The following is a 22329-nucleotide window of genomic DNA, read 5'->3' on the forward strand; positions in this document are numbered from 1 at the left end:
GATTTGGTCGAGATGCGCTTTCCCTAGAAACGGGACATCCGGCAAACCCAAGCAAATTGAACGACATCGTTGAGATGCCGTACTTTTCCGTGGACTGGCACGAATGCTGCTTAATAAGCCGTCAAAAGAAGCGACAGCTTAAAAATAGACGATGTGAGGGGACGTTCAGATGCCAGCCAACAATCAACTCACGACCTAACACGACCGGGATACCGCCCGTTCGGCATTGCGCGCGTCCGCATGAGCGGGGGCTGCAATGAACGTTGGCGCTCGACTTCGGCTTGGCATGCAATGGAGAAAGCAATGACGATCGCGGACGCGCACGATCAGGACCCGCAGGAAACTCGGGAGTGGCTGGATGCCCTGTCGGCGATCCGATGTCACCGCGGCAGCGAGCGCGCCGAATTCGTCGTCAACGCCGTTATTGCCGCCGCGCGCAGCGGCGGCCTCGGCATTCAGCAGACGTTGACGACGCCCTATTGCAACACGATCCCGGCGGATCAGCAGCCGGCACTGCCGGGCGACCGCGCCATCGAGCACAAGCTGCGCTCGATCATTCGATGGAACGCGCTTGCCATCGTCCTGCGCGCCAACAAGGAAAGCTCGGAGCTTGGCGGCCATATCGCGAGCTTCCAGTCTGCCGCCACGCTGTACGATATCGGCTTCGGTCACTTCTGGCACGCTCCAACGGAATCGCACGGCGGCGATCTCATTTTCGTCCAGGGACATTGTTCGCCAGGAATCTATGCGCGCGCCTATCTCGAGGGGCGGCTGAGCGAAGAACAATTGCTCGGCTTCCGACAGGAGACCGGCGGCAAGGGCCTGTCGAGTTACCCGCATCCGTGGCTGATGCCGGATTTCTGGCAGTTTCCGACGGTGTCGATGGGGCTGGGACCGCTGATGGCGATCTATCAGGCGCGATTCCTGAAATATCTGGAGAACCGTCTTCTGGCCGAGACGTCGAACCGCAAGGTCTGGGCGTTCATGGGCGACGGCGAAACAGACGAGCCGGAGTCGCTCGGCGCCATCTCGCTTGCCGGCCGCGAAAACCTCGAAAATTTGATCTTCGTCATCAATTGCAATTTGCAGCGGCTCGACGGTCCGGTGCGCGGCAACGGCAAGATCGTGCAGGAGCTTGAGAGTGTCTTCCGCGGTGCCGGCTGGAACGTCATCAAGGTATTGTGGGGCTCGGGCTGGGATAGGCTACTGCAGAAGGACCGCAGCGGGCTGTTGCTCAAGCGCATGGAAGAATGCGTCGACGGCGAGTATCAGGACTTCAAGAGCAAGAGCGGCGCCTACATCCGCGAACATTTCTTCGGCAAGTACGACGAGCTGAAGCAGCTCGTCTCTGACATGAGCGACGACGAGATCTGGCAGCTGGCGCGCGGCGGCCATGATCCTGAGAAAGTCTTCGCCGCCTACACCGCAGCTGTGAACCACAAGGGCCAGCCAACGGTCATTCTGCCGAAGACGGTCAAGGGCTACGGCATGGGCGAATCCGGCGAAGGCCAGATGATCGCGCATCAAGCCAAGAAGATGACCCAGGACGCGCTGCGCGGCTTCCGCGACCGCTTCCAGGTGCCGGTCGCAGATGCAGACCTCGCCAAGGTGCCGTTCCTCAAGTTGCCGGAAGACAGCCCCGAAATGAAGTATTTCCGGGCGCAGCGCGAAAAGCTCGGCGGCGCGCTGCCGCAGCGGCGGCGGAAATCTGCGTCCCTGCAAATTCCACCGCTCTCGACATTCCAGCGGCTGCTCGAAAACACCGGTGACCGCGAGATCTCGACGACGATGGCATTCGTGCAGATGCTCGGCGCGCTCGTGCGCGACAAGGCGATCGGCAAGCATATCGTGCCGATCGTGCCGGACGAATCCCGCACCTTCGGCATGGAGGGTATGTTCCGACAACTCGGCATCTATTCATCGGTCGGCCAGCTCTACCGGCCGCAGGACGCCGATCAGCTGATGTACTACCGCGAAGACAAGAGTGGGCAGGTCTTCCAGGAAGGCATCAACGAGGGCGGCGCCATGTCGAGCTGGATCGTCGCTGCGACGTCCTACTCGACCAACAACGTGCCGATGATCCCGTTCTACATTTACTACTCGATGTTCGGTCTTCAGCGCGTGGGCGATCTGGCCTGGCTCGCCGGCGATATGCGGGCGCGCGGCTTCCTGCTCGGCGGTACTGCAGGCCGCACCACGCTGAACGGCGAAGGCTTGCAGCATGAGGACGGCCACAGCCACGTGCTGGCCGGCACCATCCCGAACTGCGTGTCGTATGATCCGACCTTCGCCTATGAAGTCGTGACCATTGTTCGCGAAGGCATGCGCCGCATGTATGAGGCGCAGGAGGACGTCTACTACTACATCACGCTGATGAACGAGAATTATCCGCATCCCGCGCTTGCCGAGGCGGGCAAGGGAGCGGAAGAGGGGATTCTCAAGGGGCTCTATCTCCTCAAGAACGGGGGCGAGACCGCCAAGAAGGGGCTGCGCGTGCAGCTCGTCGGCTCGGGCACGATCCTGCGCGAGGTGATAGCGGCGGCGGAACTGCTGAAGGCGGATTTCGGCGTCACGGCAGACGTGTGGAGCGCCACCAGCTTCAACGAACTGCGTCGCGACGGCATGGCGACTGAGCGCTGGAACCTGCTGCATCCGACCGAGCCGCGCCGCAAGAGCTGGGTCGAGACCCAGCTTGAAGGTCACACCGGGCCGGTAGTCGCCTCGACCGACTACATGCGCAACTACCCCGACCAGATCCGGGAATACGTGCAGGCCGCCGGACGCCGCTACGTCGTGCTGGGCACGGACGGTTTCGGCCGCAGCGACTATCGCGTCAAGTTGCGGAAGTTCTTCGAGGTCGACCGGCATTACGTCGCCGTCGCCGCGCTGAAGGCGCTGGCCGATGAGGGGGCGATCAAGCCTGCAATCGTCGCCGAGGCGATCGCCAAATATCAAATCGATGCCGGGCGCGCTGCGCCCTGGACTGTGTGACGCAGCGGAGCCGAGGACAGAGCGATGAGTGGTCTGATCGATATCAAGGTTCCCGACATCGGTGACTTCAAGGACGTCCCGGTCATCGAGGTTTTCGTCAAGCCGGGCGACAAGGTGAAGGCCGAAGAGCCTTTGGTCGCGCTGGAATCCGACAAGGCGACCATGGAAGTGCCTTCGCCGCGGGACGGCGTGGTCAAGTCGGTGGTGGTGAAGGTCGGCGACAAGGTCAGCGAAGGCGCCGTGATCGTCCAGTTCGAGGAAGCGGGCGCCGAACAGGCCGAGACGCGGCCGGTCGTCAGCGCGCCGCCGTCACCCGTCAGCGCGCCGGCGGGCGTGGCCGAGGTGCGCGTTCCCGATATTGGCGACTTCAAGGACGTTCCGGTCATCGAGATCTTCGTCAAGCCGGGCGACAGTGTGAAGGCGGAAGACCCGCTCATTGCGCTGGAGTCGGACAAGGCGACGATGGAAGTGCCGGCGCCGCTTGCGGGCACCGTGCAGGAAATCAAGCTGAAGACTGGCGACAAGGTCAGCGAGGGCGTGGTGATTCTCGTGCTCGCAACCGGGTCGGCCCCGGTGGCCGTCGCTGCGGCGCCTTCAGCGCCGGCGTCGGCATCGCCGGCATCGGCCGCGGCCCCCGCGGCGCAAGTCGGGGCGATCGACGAGACCGAATTCGCCCTCGCTTATGCCGGCCCGGCCGTGCGCAAGCTGGCGCGCGAACTCAATGTCGATCTCGGCAAGGTCAAGGGGTCAGGTAATCACGGCCGCATTCAACGCGAAGACGTTGAGGCCTTTGCTAAAGGCGGGGCGTCCTCGGCCAAACCGCAAGCCGCCGCGAGCGCGGGCGGCGGCGTTGGCGGTATCGACCTTCTGCCGTGGCCGAAGATCGATTTCGCCAAATTCGGGCCGGTCGAGCGCAAGGAAATGGGCCGGATCAAGAAGATCTCGGCGGCCAACCTTCACCGCAACTGGGTCGTCATCCCGCATGTCACGACCCATGATGAGGCCGACATCACCGATATCGAGCAGTTCCGGGTTAAGATGAACAAGGAGCTTGAGAAGAGCGGCGTCAAGCTGTCGCTGTTGCCGTTCATGATGAAGGCGGCCGTCGCAGCGTTGAAGAAGTTTCCCGAGTTCAATGCGAGCCTCGACGGCGATACGCTCGTCTACAAGAACTACTGGCACATCGGTTTTGCCGCAGACACGCCGAACGGGCTGATGGTGCCTGTGATCCGCGATGCCGACAAAAAGTCGATCCCGGAAATCGCCACCGAGATGAACGCGCTCGCCAAGCTGGCGCGCGAGGGCAAGATCAAGCCGGACCAGATGCAGGGCGGCACCTTCTCGATTTCCTCGCTCGGCGGCATCGGCGGCATCTACTTCACTCCGATCATCAACGCGCCCGAGGTCGCCATCATGGGCGTGTGCAAGGGCTACTGGAAGCAGCATTCGGCCGACGGCAAGACCTGGACATCGCGTCTGACCTTGCCGCTGTCGCTGTCCTGGGATCACCGCGTCATCGATGGCGCGGCGGCCGCGCGGTTCAACGTCTATTTCGCCAATGTGCTCGCCGATCTGCGGCGCGTGTTGTTCTGAGGTTGGGGAGCGCAGTATGGCCCAGATCGAAGTCAAGGTTCCTGACATCGGCGACTTCAAGGACGTCGCCGTCATCGAGGTGATGGTGAAAGCCGGCGAGACCGTTGCGGTCGACACCAGCCTGATCATTGTCGAATCCGACAAAGCGTCGATGGAGATCCCGTCTTCGCACGCCGGCGTCGTGAAGGAGGTCAGGGTCAAGGTCAATGACAAGGTGAGCGAGGGATCCGTGATCCTGATGCTCGAGACCACAGGGGCTGCCGCTGCGCCGGCACCCGCGCCGGCGTCGCGGCCGGCTGCGTCGCCACCGCCTGTCGCCCCTGTAGCGGCTACGCACGCCGGCAAGGCCGATATCGAATGCGACATGCTGGTTCTGGGCGCCGGTCCCGGCGGCTACTCCGCCGCCTTCCGTGCCGCCGACCTCGGCATGAAGACCGTGCTGGTCGAGCGCTACGACACGCTCGGCGGCGTCTGCCTCAATGTCGGCTGCATCCCGAGCAAGGCGCTGCTGCACACGGCATCCGTGATCGACGAGGTCAAGCATCTCCCCGACCATGGCATCACCTTCGGTGCGCCGCAGCTCGATCTCGACAAGCTGCGTGGGTTCAAGGATGGCGTCATCAAGAAGCTGACCGGCGGCCTTGCCGGAATGGCAAAGGCTCGCAAGGTCGAGGTCGTGACCGGCGTCGGCACCTTCCTCGATCCACATCATCTCGAAGTCGTCTCCGCGGGGGCCAAGAAGACGGTCAAGTTCGCCAAGGCCATCATCGCCGCGGGCAGCCAGGCCGTGAAGCTGCCGTTCCTTCCCGAAGATCCGCGAATTGTCGATTCGACCGGTGCGCTGCTTCTGAGGTCGATCCCGAAGCGCATGCTGGTGATCGGCGGCGGCATCATCGGGCTCGAAATGGCGACCGTCTATTCGACGCTCGGCTCGCGCATCGACGTCGTCGAGATGCTCGATGGCCTGATGCAGGGCGCCGATCGCGATCTGGTCAAGGTCTGGGAGAAGATGAACGCGAAGCGTTTCGACAAGGTCATGCTGAAGACCAAGACGGTAGGTGGAAAAGCAACTGATGCCGGCATCGAGGTGAGCTTCGAGGGCGAGCAGGCGCCTGCCGGACCACAGGTCTATGACCTCGTTCTGGTCTCGGTCGGCCGTAGCCCGAATGGCAAGAAGATCGGTGCCGAGAAAGCAGGTATCGCCGTGACCGATCGTGGCTTCATCAATGTCGACCGGCAGATGCGCACCAACGTGGCGCACATCTTTGCGATCGGAGACATCGTGGGACAGCCGATGCTGGCGCATAAGGCTGTCCATGAGGGGCATGTCGCCGCCGAGGTCGCGCACGGCGAAAAGTCGTATTTCGACGCGCGCCAGATTCCATCCGTCGCCTACACCGATCCCGAAGTCGCCTGGGCGGGCAAGACCGAGGACCAATGCAAGGCCGAAGGCATCAAGTTCGGTAAGTCCGTTTTCCCCTGGGCGGCCTCCGGCCGCGCCATCGCCAATGGCCGCGACGAGGGCTTTACCAAATTGCTGTTCGATACGACGACGCACCGGGTCATCGGCGGCGGAATCGTCGGTACGCATGCAGGCGATCTCATCAGCGAAATCTGCCTTGCGGTCGAGATGGGATGCGAGCCGGCTGATATCGGCAAGACTATTCATCCGCACCCGACGCTCGGCGAGTCCATCGGCATGGCGGCAGAGGTCTTTGAGGGGCACTGCACCGATCTGCCGCCGCAGAAAAAGAAATAGCTCCGTCTGCCTCTAAGCAGCGGGCAGCGAAATAAGGGAGGGAGAAACAATGTCTGGAGCGACCATTGCGACGTCCGGAACGATAGCTGCGACGCAGAAGAAGCCGTTCTACCGGGTTCTCTATGTTCAGGTGCTCGCGGCGATCGTGCTCGGCGTCATTGTCGGCTGGCTTTGGCCGGATCTCGGCAAGAACGACTGGATCAAGGCGATGGGCGACGGCTTCGTCAAGCTGATCAAGATGGCCATTGCACCGATCATCTTCTGCACGGTCGTCTCCGGCATTGCCCACATTTCGGAGGTCAAGAAGGTCGGCCGGGTCGCGATCAAGGCACTGGTCTACTTCGAGGTCGTCTCGACCTTTGCGCTGGCGCTGGGGTTGATCGTCGCCAACGTTCTGCACCCCGGATCAGGTTTTCAGGGTCAGTCGAACGCCGCAGCCGTCGCCGGTTACGCGAAACAGGCGAGCGAGATGAAGTCGGTGGACTTCGTTCTGCACATCATTCCGGATACCGTCGTCGGGGCATTCGCCCAGGGTGAGATTCTCCAGGTCCTGCTGTTTGCCATTCTGTTTGGCTTTGCGCTGATGGGGCTCGGCGAGCGGGCTCATACCGTCAGGGCGTTCGTGGACGACGTTGCCCATGCGATGTTCGGCGTCATCTCGATCGTGGTCAAGGTCGCCCCCATCGGAGCCTTCGGCGCGATGGCCTACACGATTGGTCGCTATGGCCCCCAGGCGCTTGGCAATCTCGCCGGACTGATCGCCACTTTCTATCTCACGGCGTTCCTGTTCGTGATTGTTGGGCTCGGCATCATCGCCCGGATCGCCGGCTTTTCGATCTTCAAGTTTCTCAAATATATCAAGGACGAGCTGCTGATCGTGCTCGGCACCTCATCCTCGGAGAGCGCATTGCCGCAGATGATGGAGAAGCTCGAGAAACTCGGCTGCTCCAAGTCCGTCGTCGGATTGGTGGTGCCGACCGGCTATTCCTTCAACCTCGACGGCACCAACATCTACATGACCTTGGCGACGCTCTTCATCGCCCAGGCAATGAACGTCGAGCTGTCCTTCGGCGAACAGATGACGATCCTCGTCGTTGCGATGCTGACATCGAAGGGCGCATCCGGCATCACGGGGGCGGGGTTCATCACGCTCGCCGGCACGCTTGCGGCCGTCAGGCCCGAACTGCTGCCCGGCATGGCGATCGTGCTCGGCATCGACAAGTTCATGAGCGAATGCCGCGCGCTCACCAACCTCTGCGGCAACGGCGTTGCTTGCGTGGTGGTGGCGTGGTGGGAGGGCGAGCTCGACCGCGACAAGCTGCGCTCCGGGCTCGAACGGGAGATCGATGTAACGGACTTCGAGACCGCCGTTACCGAGGGACGAGGTCTCTGACGGCGGCGCGGCATAAATGGCCATTCGTTCAAACCAGAAGAAAGCGGGGAGTTGAACATGACGGACGTGGTAATTGTCTCTGCGGCGCGAACGCCGGTTGGCTCCTTCAACGGAGCATTGGGCTCGCTACCCGCCCATGAGCTCGGCGCTGTGGCGATCAAGGGTGCCCTCGAGCGCGCCAAGGTCGCCCCTGAAGAGGTTGACGAGGTCATCCTCGGGCAGGTCCTCGCCGGCGGCGAGGGGCAGAATCCGGCCCGGCAGGCCGCGATGGCAGCCGGCATTCCGCAGGAGAAGACGGCGTGGGGCATGAACCAGCTCTGCGGCTCGGGCCTGCGCTCGGTCGCGCTCGGCCTGCAACAGATTGCCAACGGCGACGCGAAGGTCATCGTGGCCGGTGGCATGGAGTCCATGTCGATGGCCCCGCATCTGTCGCATCTGCGCAACGGCACCAAGATGGGCGACGTCAAGTTCGTCGATTCCATGCTGAGGGATGGCCTGCTGGATGCGTTCCACGGCTACCACATGGGCGTCACGGCGGAGAACATTGCGGCCCGATGGCAGATCACCCGGGAAGAGCAGGACGCGTTTGCCACCGGCTCGCAGAACAAGGCCGAGGACGCACAGAAGGGCGGCCGCTTCAAGGACGAGATCGTTCCCGTGACGGTCAAGACCAGGAAGGGTGACGTCGTGGTCGACCAGGACGAATACATTCGGCCCGGCACCACGCAGGATGCGCTCGCGAAGCTGAAGCCGGCCTTCAACAAGGAAGGCTCGGTGACCGCCGGCAATGCGTCGGGCCTGAACGATGGAGCCGCGGCCCTGGTCTTGATGAGCGCTGATGAAGCCAACAAGCGCGGTCTCACCCCGCTCGCCAGGATCGTCTCCTGGGCGACCGCGGGCGTCGACCCCGCCGTGATGGGCTCGGGGCCGATCCCTGCTTCCCGCAAGGCGCTCGAGAAGGCCGGGTGGAAGGTCGGGGATCTCGATCTCGTCGAGGCCAATGAGGCCTTCGCGGCCCAGGCGATCGCCGTCAACAAGGACATGGGCTGGGATCCGTCGATCGTCAACGTCAACGGCGGCGCCATCGCCATCGGCCATCCGATCGGCGCCTCCGGCGCGCGGGTGCTGACGACGCTGCTGTTCGAGATGCAGAAGCGCAATGCCAAGAAGGGTCTTGCTACGCTGTGTATTGGCGGCGGCATGGGCGTCGCCCTGACCGTCGAGCGCTAGGCCGGGGGCCGATCCATTCGGCTGGAACGAGACGCGGACGATAACAGGCCGTCCGCGAACGACGACGGCTCCCTGGAGCCGGCGAATACAACATGAACCGATCAGGAGGGGATAATGTCCAGAGTTGCGGTGGTGACCGGCGGAACACGCGGCATCGGCGAGGCGATCTCGGTTGCGCTCAAGGCGGCCGGCTACAAGGTGGCTGCGAGCTATGCAGGCAATGACGAAGCGGCCGCCAAGTTCAAGGCCGAGACCGGCATCAACGTCTACAAATGGGACGTATCGAGCTACGAGGCCTGCGCCGCTGGCCTGAAGCAGGTTGAAGCGGACCTCGGTCCGGTGGACGTGCTCGTCAACAACGCCGGGATCACCAAGGACGGCATGTTCCACAAGATGACGCCGGAGCAATGGTACGCGGTCATCAATACCAACTTGAACTCGCTGTTCAACATGACCCGGCCCGTGTGGGAAGGGATGCGCGAGCGCAAGTTCGGCCGGGTGATCTGCATCTCCTCGATCAACGGCCAGAAGGGCCAGATGGGGCAGGTCAACTACTCCGCCGCCAAGGCGGGTGACATCGGCTTCGTCAAAGCGTTGGCGCAGGAGGGCGCACGCGCCGGGATCACCGTCAACACGATCTGCCCAGGCTATATTGCCACCGAGATGGTCAAGGCGATCAGTCCGGAGGTGGTGGCCAAGAACATCCTGCCGCAGATCCCGGTCGGCCGCCTGGGCGAGCCGCAAGAGATCGCGCGAGTGGTTGTATTCCTGGCATCCGATGATGCCGGCTTCATCACAGGCTCGACGATCTCGGCGAACGGCGGCCAGCACATGGCTTGAGCGACTGCGATGTCGATCCATCCACGAGGGGACCTCACGACGCGAACGCTCGCCATGCCCGCGGACGCAAATCCGAGCGGCGATATCTTCGGCGGATGGGTGCTTTCGCAGATGGACATCGCGGGCGGCATCCATGCCGGCCAGCGCGCGCAGGGACGGGTCGCAACGGTGGCGATCGAGGCGATGCATTTCATCAAGCCAGTCCATGTCGGGGATGTCCTGTGCGTTTACGCCTCGCCCGAGCGCGTCGGGCGCACGTCGCTCGCGATCCGCCTGGAAGCCTGGGCGCTGCGCAGGCGCCTGGGGGAACGTGTGAAGGTGACGGAGGGAATCTTCACCTTCGTTGCACTGGACGCCGAGGGACGACCTGCGCCGATTCCGGCCAGTCGAGACGAGCAGTAACGACTAACGAAGGAGAGGGAAATGTCCGACGGAAAATCGAAGGCAGGCGCGACCGACTGGGGCCTTCCGGGTCTCGACTTCGCCAAGCTCATTGAATCCTGCCAGATCAGCGGCGTCGATATGAAGGCGCTGCTTGATATGGAGAAGAATAACATCGATGCCCTGATCGAGGTCAACCGCTCGACCTATGAGAGCTGGCGGGATCTGATGGCGCGGCAGGCCGAGGTCTTCCAGGAAACGATGAAGGCGATCGCCGCCGAGACGAGCAACGAGGCCGTGGCGGGAAGGCGCACCGAGATCGCCCGGCAGGGATTCGAAACAGCGCTCGCCAACATGCGCCAACTCGCCGAGACCGCGACGGAACAGCAGAAGCAGACGGTTGAAATCCTGCGGCGGCGTTTCGAGGAGGGAATGGCTGCGATGCGTGTACGTGGCGGACGCACCTGAGGTCGACCGCCGCATCGCGCAAGCGCGGCTCATCTGCCTATCGAACAAGGTAAAATCGGGGAATACGATGGATCAGGATCTGAGGGAAGCCGCACTCGAATATCATCGCCTGCCGAGGCCGGGAAAGATTTCGGTCGTGCCGACCACGGCGATGGCGACGCAACGCGATCTGTCGCTGGCCTATTCTCCCGGCGTGGCGGAACCTTGCCTGGTCATCGCCAAGGACCCGTTACAGGCGGACCAGCTGACCGCGCGCAGCAATCTGGTGGCCGTCGTCACCAACGGCACCGCTGTGCTCGGGCTTGGCAATATCGGGGCTCTGGCGGGCAAACCCGTCATGGAAGGCAAGGCGTGCCTGTTCAAGAAGTTCGCCGGCATCGACGTCTTCGACATCGAGCTTGCCGAGGAGGATCCCGATGCGCTGATCGAAACCATCGCCAGGATGGAGCCGACCTTCGGCGGCATCAACCTTGAGGACATCAAGGCGCCGGAGTGCTTCTACATCGAACAGCAGCTCCGCAAGCGCATGAAGATTCCGGTCTTTCACGACGACCAGCACGGCACCGCGATCATCGCGGCGGCGGCAATCCTCAACGGATTGAAACTCGTGAGGAAGGATATCGCTGACGTCAAGCTGGTATGCTCCGGCGCCGGCGCTGCCGCGCTGGCGTGTCTTGATCTCATCGTCAGTCTCGGCCTGCCGCAGGACCATATCATCGTCACGGACGCGAAAGGCGTCGTCTATGCCGGCCGCACGGAAGGCATGGACGACAACAAGGCGCGCTATGCGGTGAAAACGGAGGCGCGAAAGCTGGACGAGATCATTGACGGCGCGGATATCTTTCTCGGCCTGTCAGCCGGCAAGGTGCTGACGCAGGACATGGTCAAGAGGATGGCACGGGATCCCCTGATCTTTGCCATGGCCAACCCGATTCCCGAGATCATGCCAGAAGACGCATTGGCGGTTCGTCCAGATGCGATCATCGGCACGGGGCGGTCCGACTATCCCAACCAGATCAACAACGTCCTCTGCTTTCCCTTCATCTTCAGGGGCGCGCTCGACTGCGGCGCGACCACGATCAACGAGGAGATGAAGCTCGCGACGGTTCGAGCTCTGGCGGATCTGGCCATGGCCGAAGTGCCCGAGGTGGTGGCGGTTGCGTACAAGGGCGAGAACCTCCGCTTCGGCCGCGACTATCTCATTCCAAAGCCGCTCGATCCGCGTCTCATCGAGGTCGTGGCGCCGGCGGTTGCCAAGGCGGCGGCCGACAGCGGCGTCGCGAAGCGTCCGATTGCGGACATGGAGGCCTATCGCCAGCAGCTGAGCCGGTTCGTCTATCATTCCGGCAATGCAATGCAGCCGGTCTTCTCGGTGGCGAAGGGAAGCGGCAAGTCGCTGCTTCTGGCGGAGGGTGAAGACGAGCGCGTGCTGCGCGCGGCACAGGTAGTCGTCGACGAGCGGATCGCTAGGCCGTTGCTGGTCGGCCGGCCGTCGACGATCGAGGAACGGATCAAGTCGTTCGGTCTCCGGCTCAGGCCGGGTGACGACTGCGAGATCGTCGATCCGCACGATTCGGAGGTCTACTCCAAATGCGCGGACGTCTATCATGAACGCAGGAAGCGCGACGGTGTCTCGGCCGCATTGGCGCTTTCGGAGACGCGCAGCAACGCCACGGTCCTCGCCTCCATCCTCCTCGAACGGGGCCTCGGCGACGCGATGCTCTGCGGAGTCATCGGCCGGACGTCCGATCACCTGACCGCCATACGCAACGTGATTGGGGCGCGTGACGGAGCGCGAACGCTCGCCGTCATGCAGATGCTGATCCTCCAGCAGCATCAGCTTTTCATTTGCGATACCCATTGCAATCTCAATCCGACCGCCGAACAGGTCGCCGATATCGCCTTGATGGCCGCGGCGGAGGTCAGCCGGTTTGGCATTACGCCGCGGGTGGCGCTGCTGTCGCATTCGAGCTTCGGCAGCTCGGCCGTGCCGGAAGCTCACAAGATGCGGGAGGCGCGGGCGATCATCCTCGCGCGAACTCCCGGTCTGGCGGTCGAAGGCGAGATGCGCGGCGACGCCGCGCTGTCGCCCACCGTGCTGCACCACGAGTTTCCCGATTCAGGTTTCGAGGGGCCCGCGAACGTGCTGGTGATGCCCAATCTCGACGCCGCCAACATCTCCTACAATCTGCTCAGGATGGCGGCGGGGCAGGGACTGACGGTCGGCGGCATCCTGCTCGGCGCCGCCAAGCCGGCTCACATCCTCACGCCTTCGTCCACGGTGCGGCGTATCGTGAACATGGCGGCGGTCGCGGTGGCGGACGCCCTGTCCGAGAGAGTCTGATCGACAGGAGTAGATTGGGCGGGTGTGAACTCGATTGGTCGAGGCCATCATGAGTAAGCCGCAACTGGAAAAACCCCGGATTGTTATCGTCGGAGGCGGAGCCGGCGGGCTGGAGCTCGCGACCCGCCTAGGTGACAAATACGGGCGCAAGGGCAAGCTCGACGTCACGCTGATCGAACGAAACCGCACCCATGTGTGGAAGCCGAAACTGCACGAGATCGCCGCCGGCAGCATGGATATCTCGGCCCACGAGGTCGACTATCTCGCGCAGTCCTACTGGCACGGCTTCCGTTACCGCATTGGAGAGATGATTGGGATCGATCGGGATCGCCGCCAGGTGCTGGTGGCGCCCTATCTCGACTCCGAAGGCCGTGAGGTCACTCCGAAGCGGACCTTCGACTACGACGTCCTTGTCGTTGCCGTCGGAAGCCAGAACAACGATTTCGGCACGCCCGGCGTTGCCGAGCATGCGATCAAGCTGGAATCGCAGATTGATGCGAAGCGGTTCCACGAGCGCATGGTCAATGCCTGTATCCGCGCCCATGCGCAAACGCTGCCGCTGGGGATCCATCAGTTGAAGGTCGCCATCATGGGCGCCGGCGCAACCGGGGTCGAGCTGGCCGCGGAGCTCCACAGGACGACGCGGGAAGTGGTGGCGTATGGCCTCGACCAGGTCGATCCGCAGAAGGACATCAGCATCACCCTGATCGAGGCCGCCGACCGGGTGCTTCCCGCGCTGCCCGAACGAGTTTCGAAGGAGACGGAAAAGCTGCTCGCCAGGCTCGGGGTGAACGTGCTGACCGGCGCCAAAGTATCCGAGGTCGGCTCCGACCGCGTGAACCTGACGGATGGGCGGACGATCCCCGCGGAACTGATCGTCTGGGCGGCGGGGGTCAAGGCGCCCGATTTCCTGAAGGATATCGCCGGCCTCGAGACCAATCGGATCAACCAGCTTGTCGTCCGGCCGACGCTACAAACGACGCGCGACGACGCCATCTTCGCCATCGGCGACTGCTCGGCCTGCGCGTGGGGCGAGCGTGGCAACGTGCCGCCGCGCGCGCAGGCGGCGCACCAGCAGGCTTCCCATCTCTATTCGCAGATACCGCGCTACCTGCGGAGCGAGCAGCTCAAGGACTATCGCTACCGGGACTTCGGATCGCTGGTGTCGCTTGGCGAGTTCAGCACGGTCGGCTCGATGATGGGAGCGCTCGTCGGCGGCAGCCTCGTGTTCGAAGGCATGTTCGCGCGGATGATGTACTTGTCGCTCTACAAGATGCACGAACACGCGCTGCATGGTTCGGTGAAGGTTACGCTCGACACGCTGGCGCGGCTGATTACCCGGCGCACCGAGCCGCATGTGAAGCTGCACTGACCGGCATTTGGTCGCGGGAAGCGGGAGGAAGGTTGATGGACGCCATATTCCTTGCGCGCATGCAGTTCGCCGCCAACATCACGTTCCACATCCTGTTTCCGTCTATCTCGATTGCGCTCGGCTGGCTGCTGCTGTTCTTCCGTTTCAAGTACCTGCGTGCGACCGATCCACATGAGAAAGTCGATTGGCTGCGCGCGTATCGCTTATGGACCAAGGTGTTCGCCCTGACCTTTGCGCTCGGCGTCGTCAGCGGCGTCACCATGAGCTTCCAGTTCGGCACCAACTGGCCCGGTTATATGGAGCGCGTCGGCAACATCGCCGGCCCGCTGCTCGGCTACGAGGTGCTGACCGCCTTTTTCCTCGAGGCAGGCTTTCTCGGCGTCATGCTGTTCGGTCATCGTCGCGTCGGCGAGATAGTCCATCTCGGGGCGACCGTCCTCGTCGCCTTCGGGACCTTGATGAGCGCTTTCTGGATACTGGCCCTCAATTCATGGATGCAGACGCCCGCTGGATACGAAATCGTCAACGGGCAGTTTCACGCGCGCAGTTGGCTGGAGATCATCTTCAATCCGTCCTTCCCGTATCGTCTGGTCCATATGGTGCTCGCGTCTGCGCTGACCTGCGCGTTCCTGCTGATCGGGATCAGCTCCTGGCAAATCCTGAAGGGCGTCGCTGTGGCCAGCGCGTCACGCGTGCTGCGGGCCGGGCTCGTTTTCGCTGCGCTGGCCGCACCGGCACAGATAGTGGCGGGCGACTTTCACGGGCTCAATACCCTCAAGCATCAGCCGCAGAAGATCGCGGCGGTCGAAGGCATCTGGGAAACGGCGCGGGGCGTGCCGCTGCTGCTGTTCGCGATCCCGGATGATGCGGCGAGGACAAACCGTTTCGAGCTGGGCGTGCCGAGGCTCGCAAGCCTGATCCTCCGGCATGACCTGGATGGGGAGCTCAAAGGACTGAACGAGTTTCCATCGGCCCATCCGCCGGTCCTGCCGCTATTCTGGTCGTTCCGGATCATGGTCGGGATGGGCACATTGATGCTGCTCATCAGCTGGCTCGGGCTGTGGCGGCAATGGCGCGACAACTGGGATATCGCCAAAATGCCGCGACTGATGCTCAGGGTATTCGCGGCGATGACCTTTGCGGGTTGGGTTGCGACCGTTGCCGGCTGGTACGTCACGGAGATTGGACGCCAACCCTTCATCGTCTCCGGCCTCATTCGCACCGCCGACGTCGCTTCACGGGTCCCTTCGTCGAGCATCGCGGTGACGTTTGCCATCTATGTTGCGGTCTATCTGTCGCTGCTCGTGGCTTACGTCGGCGTGCTCAAATACATGGCGGAGACAGCGGACAAGAAATCGTACGGCAATATGCCGGCGAGCCTGGTGGGAGAGCCGCAGGAATACCAGCGCGGGGGAGAATTCGCATGACATCGATGTCGTTCGACGAACTGCTTCCGCTGATCTTCATCGGGCTGATGGGCGTGTCGCTGCTCGTCTACGTCGTGAGCGACGGATATGATCTCGGGGTCGGCATGCTGATGCATCGGGCGACGCCCAAGGAGCGGGATACGATGGTGGCTTCCATCGGCCCGTTCTGGGATGCCAATGAAACCTGGCTGGTGCTGGGCGTCGGTCTGCTCCTGATTGCCTTCCCCAAGGCGCACGGGCTGGTCTTGTCGGAATTGTACCTGCCGTCCGCGCTCATGCTGGTGGGACTGATCCTGCGTGGCGCGGCGTTCGATTTCAGGGTCAAGGCCAAGGCCGGCCGGAAGGCGATGTGGGACCGTCTGTTCATTGCCGGCTCAATGCTCGCGTCAGTATGTCAGGGCTGGATGCTCGGCCGCTATATCAGTGGCTTCGGAGAGGGCTGGAACTATCCGATCTTTGCCGGCGCCATCGCGGTTGCGCTGCCGATGGCCTACGCGCTGCTTGGTGCCACATGGCTTGTGATGAAGACGGATGGCGAACTGCAGGCCAAGGCGATCGAGTGGAGCAAGATCGCCTGGCCGCCCATGGTCCTCGGCCTGATCCTGATTTCGATGGCAACGCCCTGGATCAGCGAGACCGTCCGTGTGCGGTGGTTTAGCCTGCCGGCGATCATTGCCGTGGCGTCGATCCCGATTACCGCGGGGATCGCGCTCGTGACCGTGCGCGTGCTGCTCGGCTCATCCGCCGTGCGTGGCGCCCTCTGCTGGTTGCCGTTTGCCTTGCTCGTGCTGGTGTTCCTGCTGAGTTTTCTCGGGCTCAGCTACAGCATCTACCCCTTCGTGGTGATCGACAGGCTCACCGTCTGGGAGGCGGCCAGCAGTCCCGACTCGCTCAAGATCATCCTGATCGGGGTCGGCGTCACGCTGCCCGTCATCGTTGCCTATACTGGATTTTCCTATCGCGTATTCCGGGGCAAAACCATAGAGTTAGACTATGCGTGAGCCATCCTTTGCCATGGCCCGCGCTCCGCGGTTTGACTTGGTTCACACGATGACGGAGCTTGCATCTCTGGTGAGCGTCAAGAGGAGTCCGCAAGCCGGTTCGGTGAACTCCACGTCGATGCGTTGGCTTGCGCGCCGAACGGCTGCCACGGCGCTGGTTGTTGCCGCGTCGTGGCTCGGATATGCGGTGGCTTTTCATCGCGGACTGGATCATCTGCACATGGCTGCTCACCAGCGGCTCGCGGTGGAAGCTGCCAGGCTCGACGGCTACCTCTCCAGATTTGAATATTTACCGTCGTTGCTCGAGACGTCTCCCAGCGTTTTCCGCCTGCTCAGTAATCCCGACGATGCCGCGTTGCAGCAATCGGTGAGCCGGTACCTGAAGTCGATCAATCTGCTTGCCGGAGCGGACAACCTCTATGTTCTCGGCGCCTCTGGAAAAGCATTGGCCGCGGCTGATTTCGAGGATCCGGGCACTCCGGTCGGTCGAAATCTGTCCTATCGACCCTATGTGAGCGAGGCTCTCGCCAGTGGCCGGGGCGGGTTCTTCGGTGTCGGCATTACCAGTGCGCGCGCCGGCTACTATCTCTCCTATGCGTTGAAGGACGGCGGTGCCAACAAGGGGATCGCCGCCGTCAAGGTCAATCTGGGATCGTTCGAGCGCGGATGGCGCGATCTTGAGGGCGATGCGCTCCTCGTCGACGAACGGGGAGTGACGATACTCGCCTCCCGTGACGAATGGCGTTATCGCCCGACGGCGCCGCTGTCGCCTGACATGCGCGACGAAATTGCCCGATCGAAACCTTACGCCGATTACGACCTGAGGCCGCTCGGATGGACGATCGTGGCGCCGTCCGAGGGCGGTACTGCACGTATCACCACCGACAACGGGACGGCTTATACGCTCAGCGAGCTTCCCATCAACCGAGGTCTCTGGCGGCTCGTTCTCCTCGATGACGAGGCACCGATCCGGCAGACCGCGTTGATCATCGGCGCGGTGTCGGGTCTTGTCGCCGTCGTTGCCGTGCTCGCGCTTGGGCTCGTGGTGCAGCGCCGCAGAGAAATCAGGCAACGGCTGGCCAACCAGGCGGCGCTGCAGGCGGCGAATGATCAGCTCGAGACCCGTGTGCAGGACCGGACCGCCGAATTGCGGGCGGCACAGGATGAGCTGGTCCATGCCGGCAAGCTGGCTGCTCTCGGCCAGATGTCGGCCGGAATTGTGCATGAACTAAACCAGCCCTTGGCGGCGCTGCAAACCGCAGCCGACAACGCGATCCTGCTGGTTGATCGCGGGGCGGTCAGCGATGCCCGTGGAAACCTCACCCGTATTGGCGAGTTGGTACGCCGGCTCGGGCGGCTGACCGGTCAGCTCAGGGTTTTCGCTTACAAGTCGAGCAGCCCGCTCGACGCAGTCTCCGTCGAACAGGCCGTGAGCGAGGTGCTCAAGATACTCGCCGCGCGCGTCAAGGAGGGGAGCGTTAGCGTCGTGACGGACATCGACGGCGACCTCAACGTCGTTGCCGACCAGACGCGGCTCGAGCAGCTGTTGTGCAACATTGTGGCGAATGCGCTGGACGCGGTAGAGGGCATCGAACGCAAGTCGATCGTGATCCGGGCCGCGAGGGAAGAGGGCCATTCCGCGCGATGCCGCATCGCCATCAGCAACAGCGGCCCTGCGATCGCCTCCGATGTTCTCAAGCGCATGTTCGAGCCTTTCGTGACGACCAAACCGGCGGGCAAGGGCCTCGGCCTTGGCCTGATGCTCTCCAATCACATCGCGCGTTCGTTCGGTGGCGAATTGCTTGCACGAAATCTGCCAAATGGCGCCGAATTTGTCGTGATCCTTCGTTTGGCTGACGTAACAGAGGCGGCTTCGCATGGGCGATGACCAATCAATCGGCGTGATCTACGTCGAGGACGACGAGGATGTCCGGATCGGCGGCGTTCAGGCGCTCGAACTCGCCGGATTCTCGGTCGCTGGCTTTGCGTCGGTCGAGACCGCCAAGGCATCCGTGCGCGCCGACATGCCCTTTGTCGTGGTCTGCGACGTGCGGCTGCACGGCAAGAGCGGCCTTGAATGGCAGTCCGATCTGCGCAGGCTGGATCAGGACCTGCCCGTGATCCTGATCACCGGACATGGTGATATCTCCATGGCCGTGCAGGCGATGCGGAACGGTGCCTACGACTTCATCGAGAAGCCGTGCTCGTCGGAGCAGCTCGTTTCCGTGGTGCGTAGGGCCGCTGAAAAGAGACGCCTGACCCTGGAGGTCCGCTCGCTGCGATCCGCGCTGTCGGATCGCCAGGGGATCGAGGCGAGCCTGCTCGGCCGGTCGCCGCAGATCCAGGAGGTGCGCAGGCTCGTATCCACTTTGGCCGCGACCAATGTCGACGTCACAATCTACGGCGAGACCGGAACCGGCAAGGATGTGGTCGCGCGCTGTCTGCACAATCACAGCGGGCGCCGCAATGGCAATTACGTCGCCGTGAACTGCGGCGGCCTGCCGGAGTCGCTGGTCGAGAGCGAGCTGTTCGGTCATGAAGTCGGAGCTTTCACCGGCGCCACGCGCCAGCGTATCGGAAAGATCGAGTATGCGAACGGCGGAACGCTGTTCCTCGACGAAATCGAAAGCATGCCGCTGAGCGTGCAGGTGAAGTTGCTGCGGTCGCTGCAGGATCGCTCGATCGAACGCGTCGGAACCAACAAGCCAATCTCGGTGGATTGCCGCGTCGTGGCGGCGAGCAAGACGAATTTGCTCGAGCTAAGCGAAAAGAAGCAGTTTCGCGCGGATCTCTATTACCGCCTCGGTGTCGCGTTCATCGAGCTGCCGCCGCTCCGGGAGCGGCGCGAGGACATTCCGCTGCTGTTCGAGCACTTCACGCTGGACGCCGCAAGACGCTTCGAGCGTGATGCGCCGATCCTGGATGAACGGACGATGTCCGCCCTCCTTGCCTATTCCTGGCCGGGGAACGTGCGCGAGCTTCGCAACGTTGCCGACCGCTTTGTGCTGGGTGTTCTCGACGGCAAGGCGATCAACAAGTCCGGATTCGGCACGTCGGACCTGTCGTTGCCCCGGCAGCTCGAAAACATCGAGCGATCGATCATCGAGGACGCTTTGCGGCGCAAGCAAGGCGACGTCCAGGCGACCGCTGCGCTCCTGGGTATTCCGAAGCAGACATTGTACGACAAGATCAAACGTCTTGCCGTGAACGTCGACGGTATCCGGGAAGGCTCGGTCGTTCGCTCCGGAGCCTGACGTTCCGGAGTGACAGTGCCATGCAGGCCGCCAGAATCCACGTGTGCATGGCAACGGAAGAAGAAGGGCGCCGGATAGAAGCCGCCCATTGTCAAAACGCAATACACCTTATTGCAGAGTGAGGGAAATCCAATGGACCGCCCATTCAATATGCCTGATGAGTTTGTCGACGCGTTCGCGAAGGCGGGCGCGAGCCTGTGGCGATCGTTGGGGTGGCCGGAAAATGGTGAACGCGACGGCGCGATGATCAACTCGCCGCTGGCTTCTTCGGGACGCATCGCCGAGTTGCAGGCTGACTATCTGAAGGGCCTGTACCAGCTCACGGAGCACCTCATGATCTCGGCGGCGGCCGGGCAGGGCAACGGGGGCATTGAACCTGCGCGCGGCGATCGCAGGTTCAATAGCACGGAGTGGCGCGAGAATTCCCTCTACAGCCTGCTGAAGCAGTCCTACCTGCTGAATTCGCGCTATTGTACCGAATTCGTCGAAGCCCTGGACATGGACGAGAAGGAAAAGAACCGGCTACGCTTCTTCATGCGCCAGCTCGTTGAATCGATGAGCCCGACCAACTTCGTCGCCACCAATCCCGATGTCATCAAGATTGCGACCGATACCGACGGTCAGAGCCTCAAGGCGGGCTTGGACAATTTGATGGCGGATCTGGGCAAGGGCAATTTGACAATCACGGATGAGAACGCATTCGAGGTGGGCAAGGACGTCGCAACTTCGAAGGGCGCGGTCGTTTTCGAAAACGACCTGTTTCAGCTCATTCAATATGAGCCCGCGACGGAGCAGGTGAGCGCCCGGCCTCTGCTGATCGTTCCGCCCTGCATCAACAAGTTCTACATCCTTGATCTCCAGCCGGCCAACTCCTTCGTCCGGTTTGCGGTCGAGCACGGACTGACAGTCCTCATGGTTTCCTGGCGCAATCCGGACGACTCTTGCGGGCACTTTGGCTGGGACGATTACATCGAGCATGGCGCCATGCGCGCCATCGAGGTCGCCCGGTCGATTTCAGGGGCCGACAAGATCAATGTCGTCGGCTGGTGTGTCGGAGGGACCATTCTTTCGTCAGCACTCGCAATCCTGCGAACGCGGGGCGATGAATCGGTCGCCAGCGTGACATTGCTGACGACCATGCTCGATTTCCGGGAGCCGGGTGATCTTGGCGTGTTCGTCGACGAGGAGAGCGTGCGCCAGCGCGAGCAGACGATCGGGAAGAATGGCATCTACCGCGGTGCCGAACTCGGCTTCGTGTTCCAGACCTTGCGCTCGAAGGAGCTGATATGGCCGAACGTGGTCAATCACTATCTGAAGGGAAAACCGCCTGAACGGTTCGATCTTCTGTTCTGGAACGCCGACGTCACCAATCTGCCGGGGCCGATGTACTGCTGGTACATGAGGAACATGTACCTGGAGAACAATCTCCGGGAAGCAAACAGATTGACGATGTGCGGCACGCCGGTCGATTTGAGTCGGGTCGACGTGCCGGCCTACGTTCTGGCGACGCTCGAGGATCACATCGTGCCGTGGCGATCGGCCTACCGCACCACAGGCCTGTTCGGTGGCAACACCCGCTTTGTGCTCGGAGCAAGCGGTCATATTGCCGGTGTGATCAATCCCGCCTCGAAGAACAAGCGGAGCTACTGGGTGTCGACCGAAAGATGCGACGATTCGGCGGCATGGCTGGCGAGCGCGGAGGAAAAGCCGGGTAGCTGGTGGAACGACTGGATCGGCTGGCTCAAGCCGCGGGCGGAAGACAAAATGCCGGCACGTGCGCAACTCGGCAGTAACCTCTATCCGGCTGGCGAACCGGCGCCCGGCCGATACGTGAAGGAGAAGGCAGGCTGATTGCTCCGGCGTGAATTTTGGCCGTCGGCGCCAACGGGGGGACGTGCTGGCCGCGCTTTCTTGATAGATTGGACCGATTTGGGTCTCGTTGGGTCAAATTGGCTCAAGATGGACTGGCGCGAGAGTTCAGGTTTTTCAGTTGGTTGGAAAACCGCGTGTACGCGACGTGCACACCGGGAGATCAAGAAAAATCCATCGCTGGCAAGCGTGGGCGGTCGCTGTCGCGAAGGGAGTTAGGTTGATAGGGTAGTGCACTTGCGCGACTTTCGGCTCGAAATGTGTCACGCACCGAGCTCTGTGTTCGGCCTATCAGATCGCTGCAAAGTAAGAGAGGATGGCTTAGCTCAAAACGTCGCTCACCGTCCGACTTGGAGCCGCATGCGATCGATATCTTTGTGGCTATGTGCGGCCGAGGTGAAGATGAT

Annotated in this window: 15 protein-coding genes; all 15 read left to right on the forward strand. The window is 62.5% G+C overall.

Translation table 11 applies throughout. From position 1 onward, the window contains the following. Window positions 1–303: 303 nt before the first annotated feature. The 15 genes from aceE (at window position 304) to NLM31_RS05605 (ending at window position 21904) form a co-directional block, all read left to right on the forward strand. Window positions 304–2991: a pyruvate dehydrogenase (acetyl-transferring), homodimeric type gene (gene aceE, locus NLM31_RS05535; RefSeq protein ID WP_375167464.1), complete on the forward strand. Its 2688-nt coding sequence runs from the start codon at window positions 304–306 to the stop codon at window positions 2989–2991. 24 nt (window positions 2992–3015) lie between these two features. Beyond that, window positions 3016–4584 carry a dihydrolipoyllysine-residue acetyltransferase gene (locus NLM31_RS05540; protein ID WP_254191704.1) on the forward strand — a complete coding sequence of 523 codons (1569 nt, stop codon included), beginning with the start codon at window positions 3016–3018 and terminating at the stop codon, window positions 4582–4584. 16 nt (window positions 4585–4600) lie between these two features. Next, complete coding sequence (lpdA, locus tag NLM31_RS05545; protein WP_254191705.1) at window positions 4601–6343, forward strand: dihydrolipoyl dehydrogenase; 1743 nt, start codon at window positions 4601–4603, stop codon at window positions 6341–6343. 49 nt (window positions 6344–6392) lie between these two features. Next, the gene (locus NLM31_RS05550; protein WP_254191706.1) at window positions 6393–7736 is read left to right on the forward strand and encodes a dicarboxylate/amino acid:cation symporter; all 1344 of its coding nucleotides are present in this window, start codon (window positions 6393–6395) and stop codon (window positions 7734–7736) included. A gap of 57 nt (window positions 7737–7793) precedes the next feature. Next, on the forward strand, window positions 7794–8966 hold the full coding sequence (locus tag NLM31_RS05555; RefSeq protein ID WP_254191707.1) for an acetyl-CoA C-acetyltransferase: 1173 nt from the start codon (window positions 7794–7796) through the stop codon (window positions 8964–8966). Between the two features lie 114 nt (window positions 8967–9080). Continuing rightward, window positions 9081–9806: an acetoacetyl-CoA reductase gene (gene phbB, locus NLM31_RS05560; RefSeq protein ID WP_254191708.1), complete on the forward strand. Its 726-nt coding sequence runs from the start codon at window positions 9081–9083 to the stop codon at window positions 9804–9806. Window positions 9807–9860: 54 nt separating this feature from the next. Next, window positions 9861–10208 carry an acyl-CoA thioesterase gene (locus NLM31_RS05565; RefSeq protein ID WP_254191709.1) on the forward strand — a complete coding sequence of 116 codons (348 nt, stop codon included), beginning with the start codon at window positions 9861–9863 and terminating at the stop codon, window positions 10206–10208. A gap of 21 nt (window positions 10209–10229) precedes the next feature. Further along, window positions 10230–10655, forward strand: coding sequence for a TIGR01841 family phasin (gene phaP, locus NLM31_RS05570; protein ID WP_254191710.1), 426 nt, complete (start codon window positions 10230–10232; stop codon window positions 10653–10655). Window positions 10656–10722: 67 nt separating this feature from the next. Then, complete coding sequence (locus NLM31_RS05575; RefSeq protein ID WP_254191711.1) at window positions 10723–12999, forward strand: NADP-dependent malic enzyme; 2277 nt, start codon at window positions 10723–10725, stop codon at window positions 12997–12999. A 49-nt stretch (window positions 13000–13048) separates the two neighbouring features. Then, window positions 13049–14371 carry an NAD(P)/FAD-dependent oxidoreductase gene (locus NLM31_RS05580; RefSeq protein WP_254191712.1) on the forward strand — a complete coding sequence of 441 codons (1323 nt, stop codon included), beginning with the start codon at window positions 13049–13051 and terminating at the stop codon, window positions 14369–14371. Between the two features lie 35 nt (window positions 14372–14406). Beyond that, window positions 14407–15798 (forward strand): cytochrome ubiquinol oxidase subunit I, encoded by a 1392-nt coding sequence (locus NLM31_RS05585; RefSeq protein WP_254191713.1) that lies wholly within the window; start codon window positions 14407–14409, stop codon window positions 15796–15798. Then, window positions 15795–16799 carry a cytochrome d ubiquinol oxidase subunit II gene (locus NLM31_RS05590; RefSeq protein ID WP_254191714.1) on the forward strand — a complete coding sequence of 335 codons (1005 nt, stop codon included), beginning with the start codon at window positions 15795–15797 and terminating at the stop codon, window positions 16797–16799. The genes NLM31_RS05585 and NLM31_RS05590 overlap by 4 nt, the downstream gene beginning before the upstream one ends. Then, on the forward strand, window positions 16792–18687 hold the full coding sequence (locus tag NLM31_RS05595; RefSeq protein ID WP_254191715.1) for an ATP-binding protein: 1896 nt from the start codon (window positions 16792–16794) through the stop codon (window positions 18685–18687). The genes NLM31_RS05590 and NLM31_RS05595 overlap by 8 nt, the downstream gene beginning before the upstream one ends. Beyond that, window positions 18677–20053: a sigma-54 dependent transcriptional regulator gene (locus NLM31_RS05600; RefSeq protein ID WP_254191716.1), complete on the forward strand. Its 1377-nt coding sequence runs from the start codon at window positions 18677–18679 to the stop codon at window positions 20051–20053. The genes NLM31_RS05595 and NLM31_RS05600 overlap by 11 nt, the downstream gene beginning before the upstream one ends. 132 nt (window positions 20054–20185) lie before the next feature. Continuing rightward, on the forward strand, window positions 20186–21904 hold the full coding sequence (locus tag NLM31_RS05605) for an alpha/beta hydrolase (protein ID WP_254191717.1): 1719 nt from the start codon (window positions 20186–20188) through the stop codon (window positions 21902–21904). The last annotated feature ends 425 nt before the right edge of the window (window positions 21905–22329 follow it).

This window comes from Bradyrhizobium sp. CCGUVB4N, assembly GCF_024199945.1.
Lineage (GTDB): Bacteria > Pseudomonadota > Alphaproteobacteria > Rhizobiales > Xanthobacteraceae > Bradyrhizobium.

Excerpts from the sequence above, each read along its gene's own strand:
- NLM31_RS05600 (WP_254191716.1), top strand. The coding sequence starts at position 18,677 with ATGGGCGATGACCAATCAATCGGCGTGATCTACGTCGAGGACGACGAG.
- NLM31_RS05595 (WP_254191715.1), top strand. The coding sequence starts at position 16,792 with ATGCGTGAGCCATCCTTTGCCATGGCCCGCGCTCCGCGGTTTGACTTG.
- aceE (WP_375167464.1), top strand. The coding sequence starts at position 304 with ATGACGATCGCGGACGCGCACGATCAGGACCCGCAGGAAACTCGGGAG.
- phbB (WP_254191708.1), top strand. The coding sequence starts at position 9,081 with ATGTCCAGAGTTGCGGTGGTGACCGGCGGAACACGCGGCATCGGCGAG.
- lpdA (WP_254191705.1), top strand. The coding sequence starts at position 4,601 with ATGGCCCAGATCGAAGTCAAGGTTCCTGACATCGGCGACTTCAAGGAC.
- NLM31_RS05605 (WP_254191717.1), top strand. The coding sequence starts at position 20,186 with ATGGACCGCCCATTCAATATGCCTGATGAGTTTGTCGACGCGTTCGCG.
- NLM31_RS05590 (WP_254191714.1), top strand. The coding sequence starts at position 15,795 with ATGACATCGATGTCGTTCGACGAACTGCTTCCGCTGATCTTCATCGGG.
- NLM31_RS05555 (WP_254191707.1), top strand. The coding sequence starts at position 7,794 with ATGACGGACGTGGTAATTGTCTCTGCGGCGCGAACGCCGGTTGGCTCC.
- NLM31_RS05550 (WP_254191706.1), top strand. The coding sequence starts at position 6,393 with ATGTCTGGAGCGACCATTGCGACGTCCGGAACGATAGCTGCGACGCAG.
- NLM31_RS05540 (WP_254191704.1), top strand. The coding sequence starts at position 3,016 with ATGAGTGGTCTGATCGATATCAAGGTTCCCGACATCGGTGACTTCAAG.
- NLM31_RS05575 (WP_254191711.1), top strand. The coding sequence starts at position 10,723 with ATGGATCAGGATCTGAGGGAAGCCGCACTCGAATATCATCGCCTGCCG.
- NLM31_RS05585 (WP_254191713.1), top strand. The coding sequence starts at position 14,407 with ATGGACGCCATATTCCTTGCGCGCATGCAGTTCGCCGCCAACATCACG.
- NLM31_RS05565 (WP_254191709.1), top strand. The coding sequence starts at position 9,861 with ATGCCCGCGGACGCAAATCCGAGCGGCGATATCTTCGGCGGATGGGTG.
- NLM31_RS05580 (WP_254191712.1), top strand. The coding sequence starts at position 13,049 with ATGAGTAAGCCGCAACTGGAAAAACCCCGGATTGTTATCGTCGGAGGC.
- phaP (WP_254191710.1), top strand. The coding sequence starts at position 10,230 with ATGTCCGACGGAAAATCGAAGGCAGGCGCGACCGACTGGGGCCTTCCG.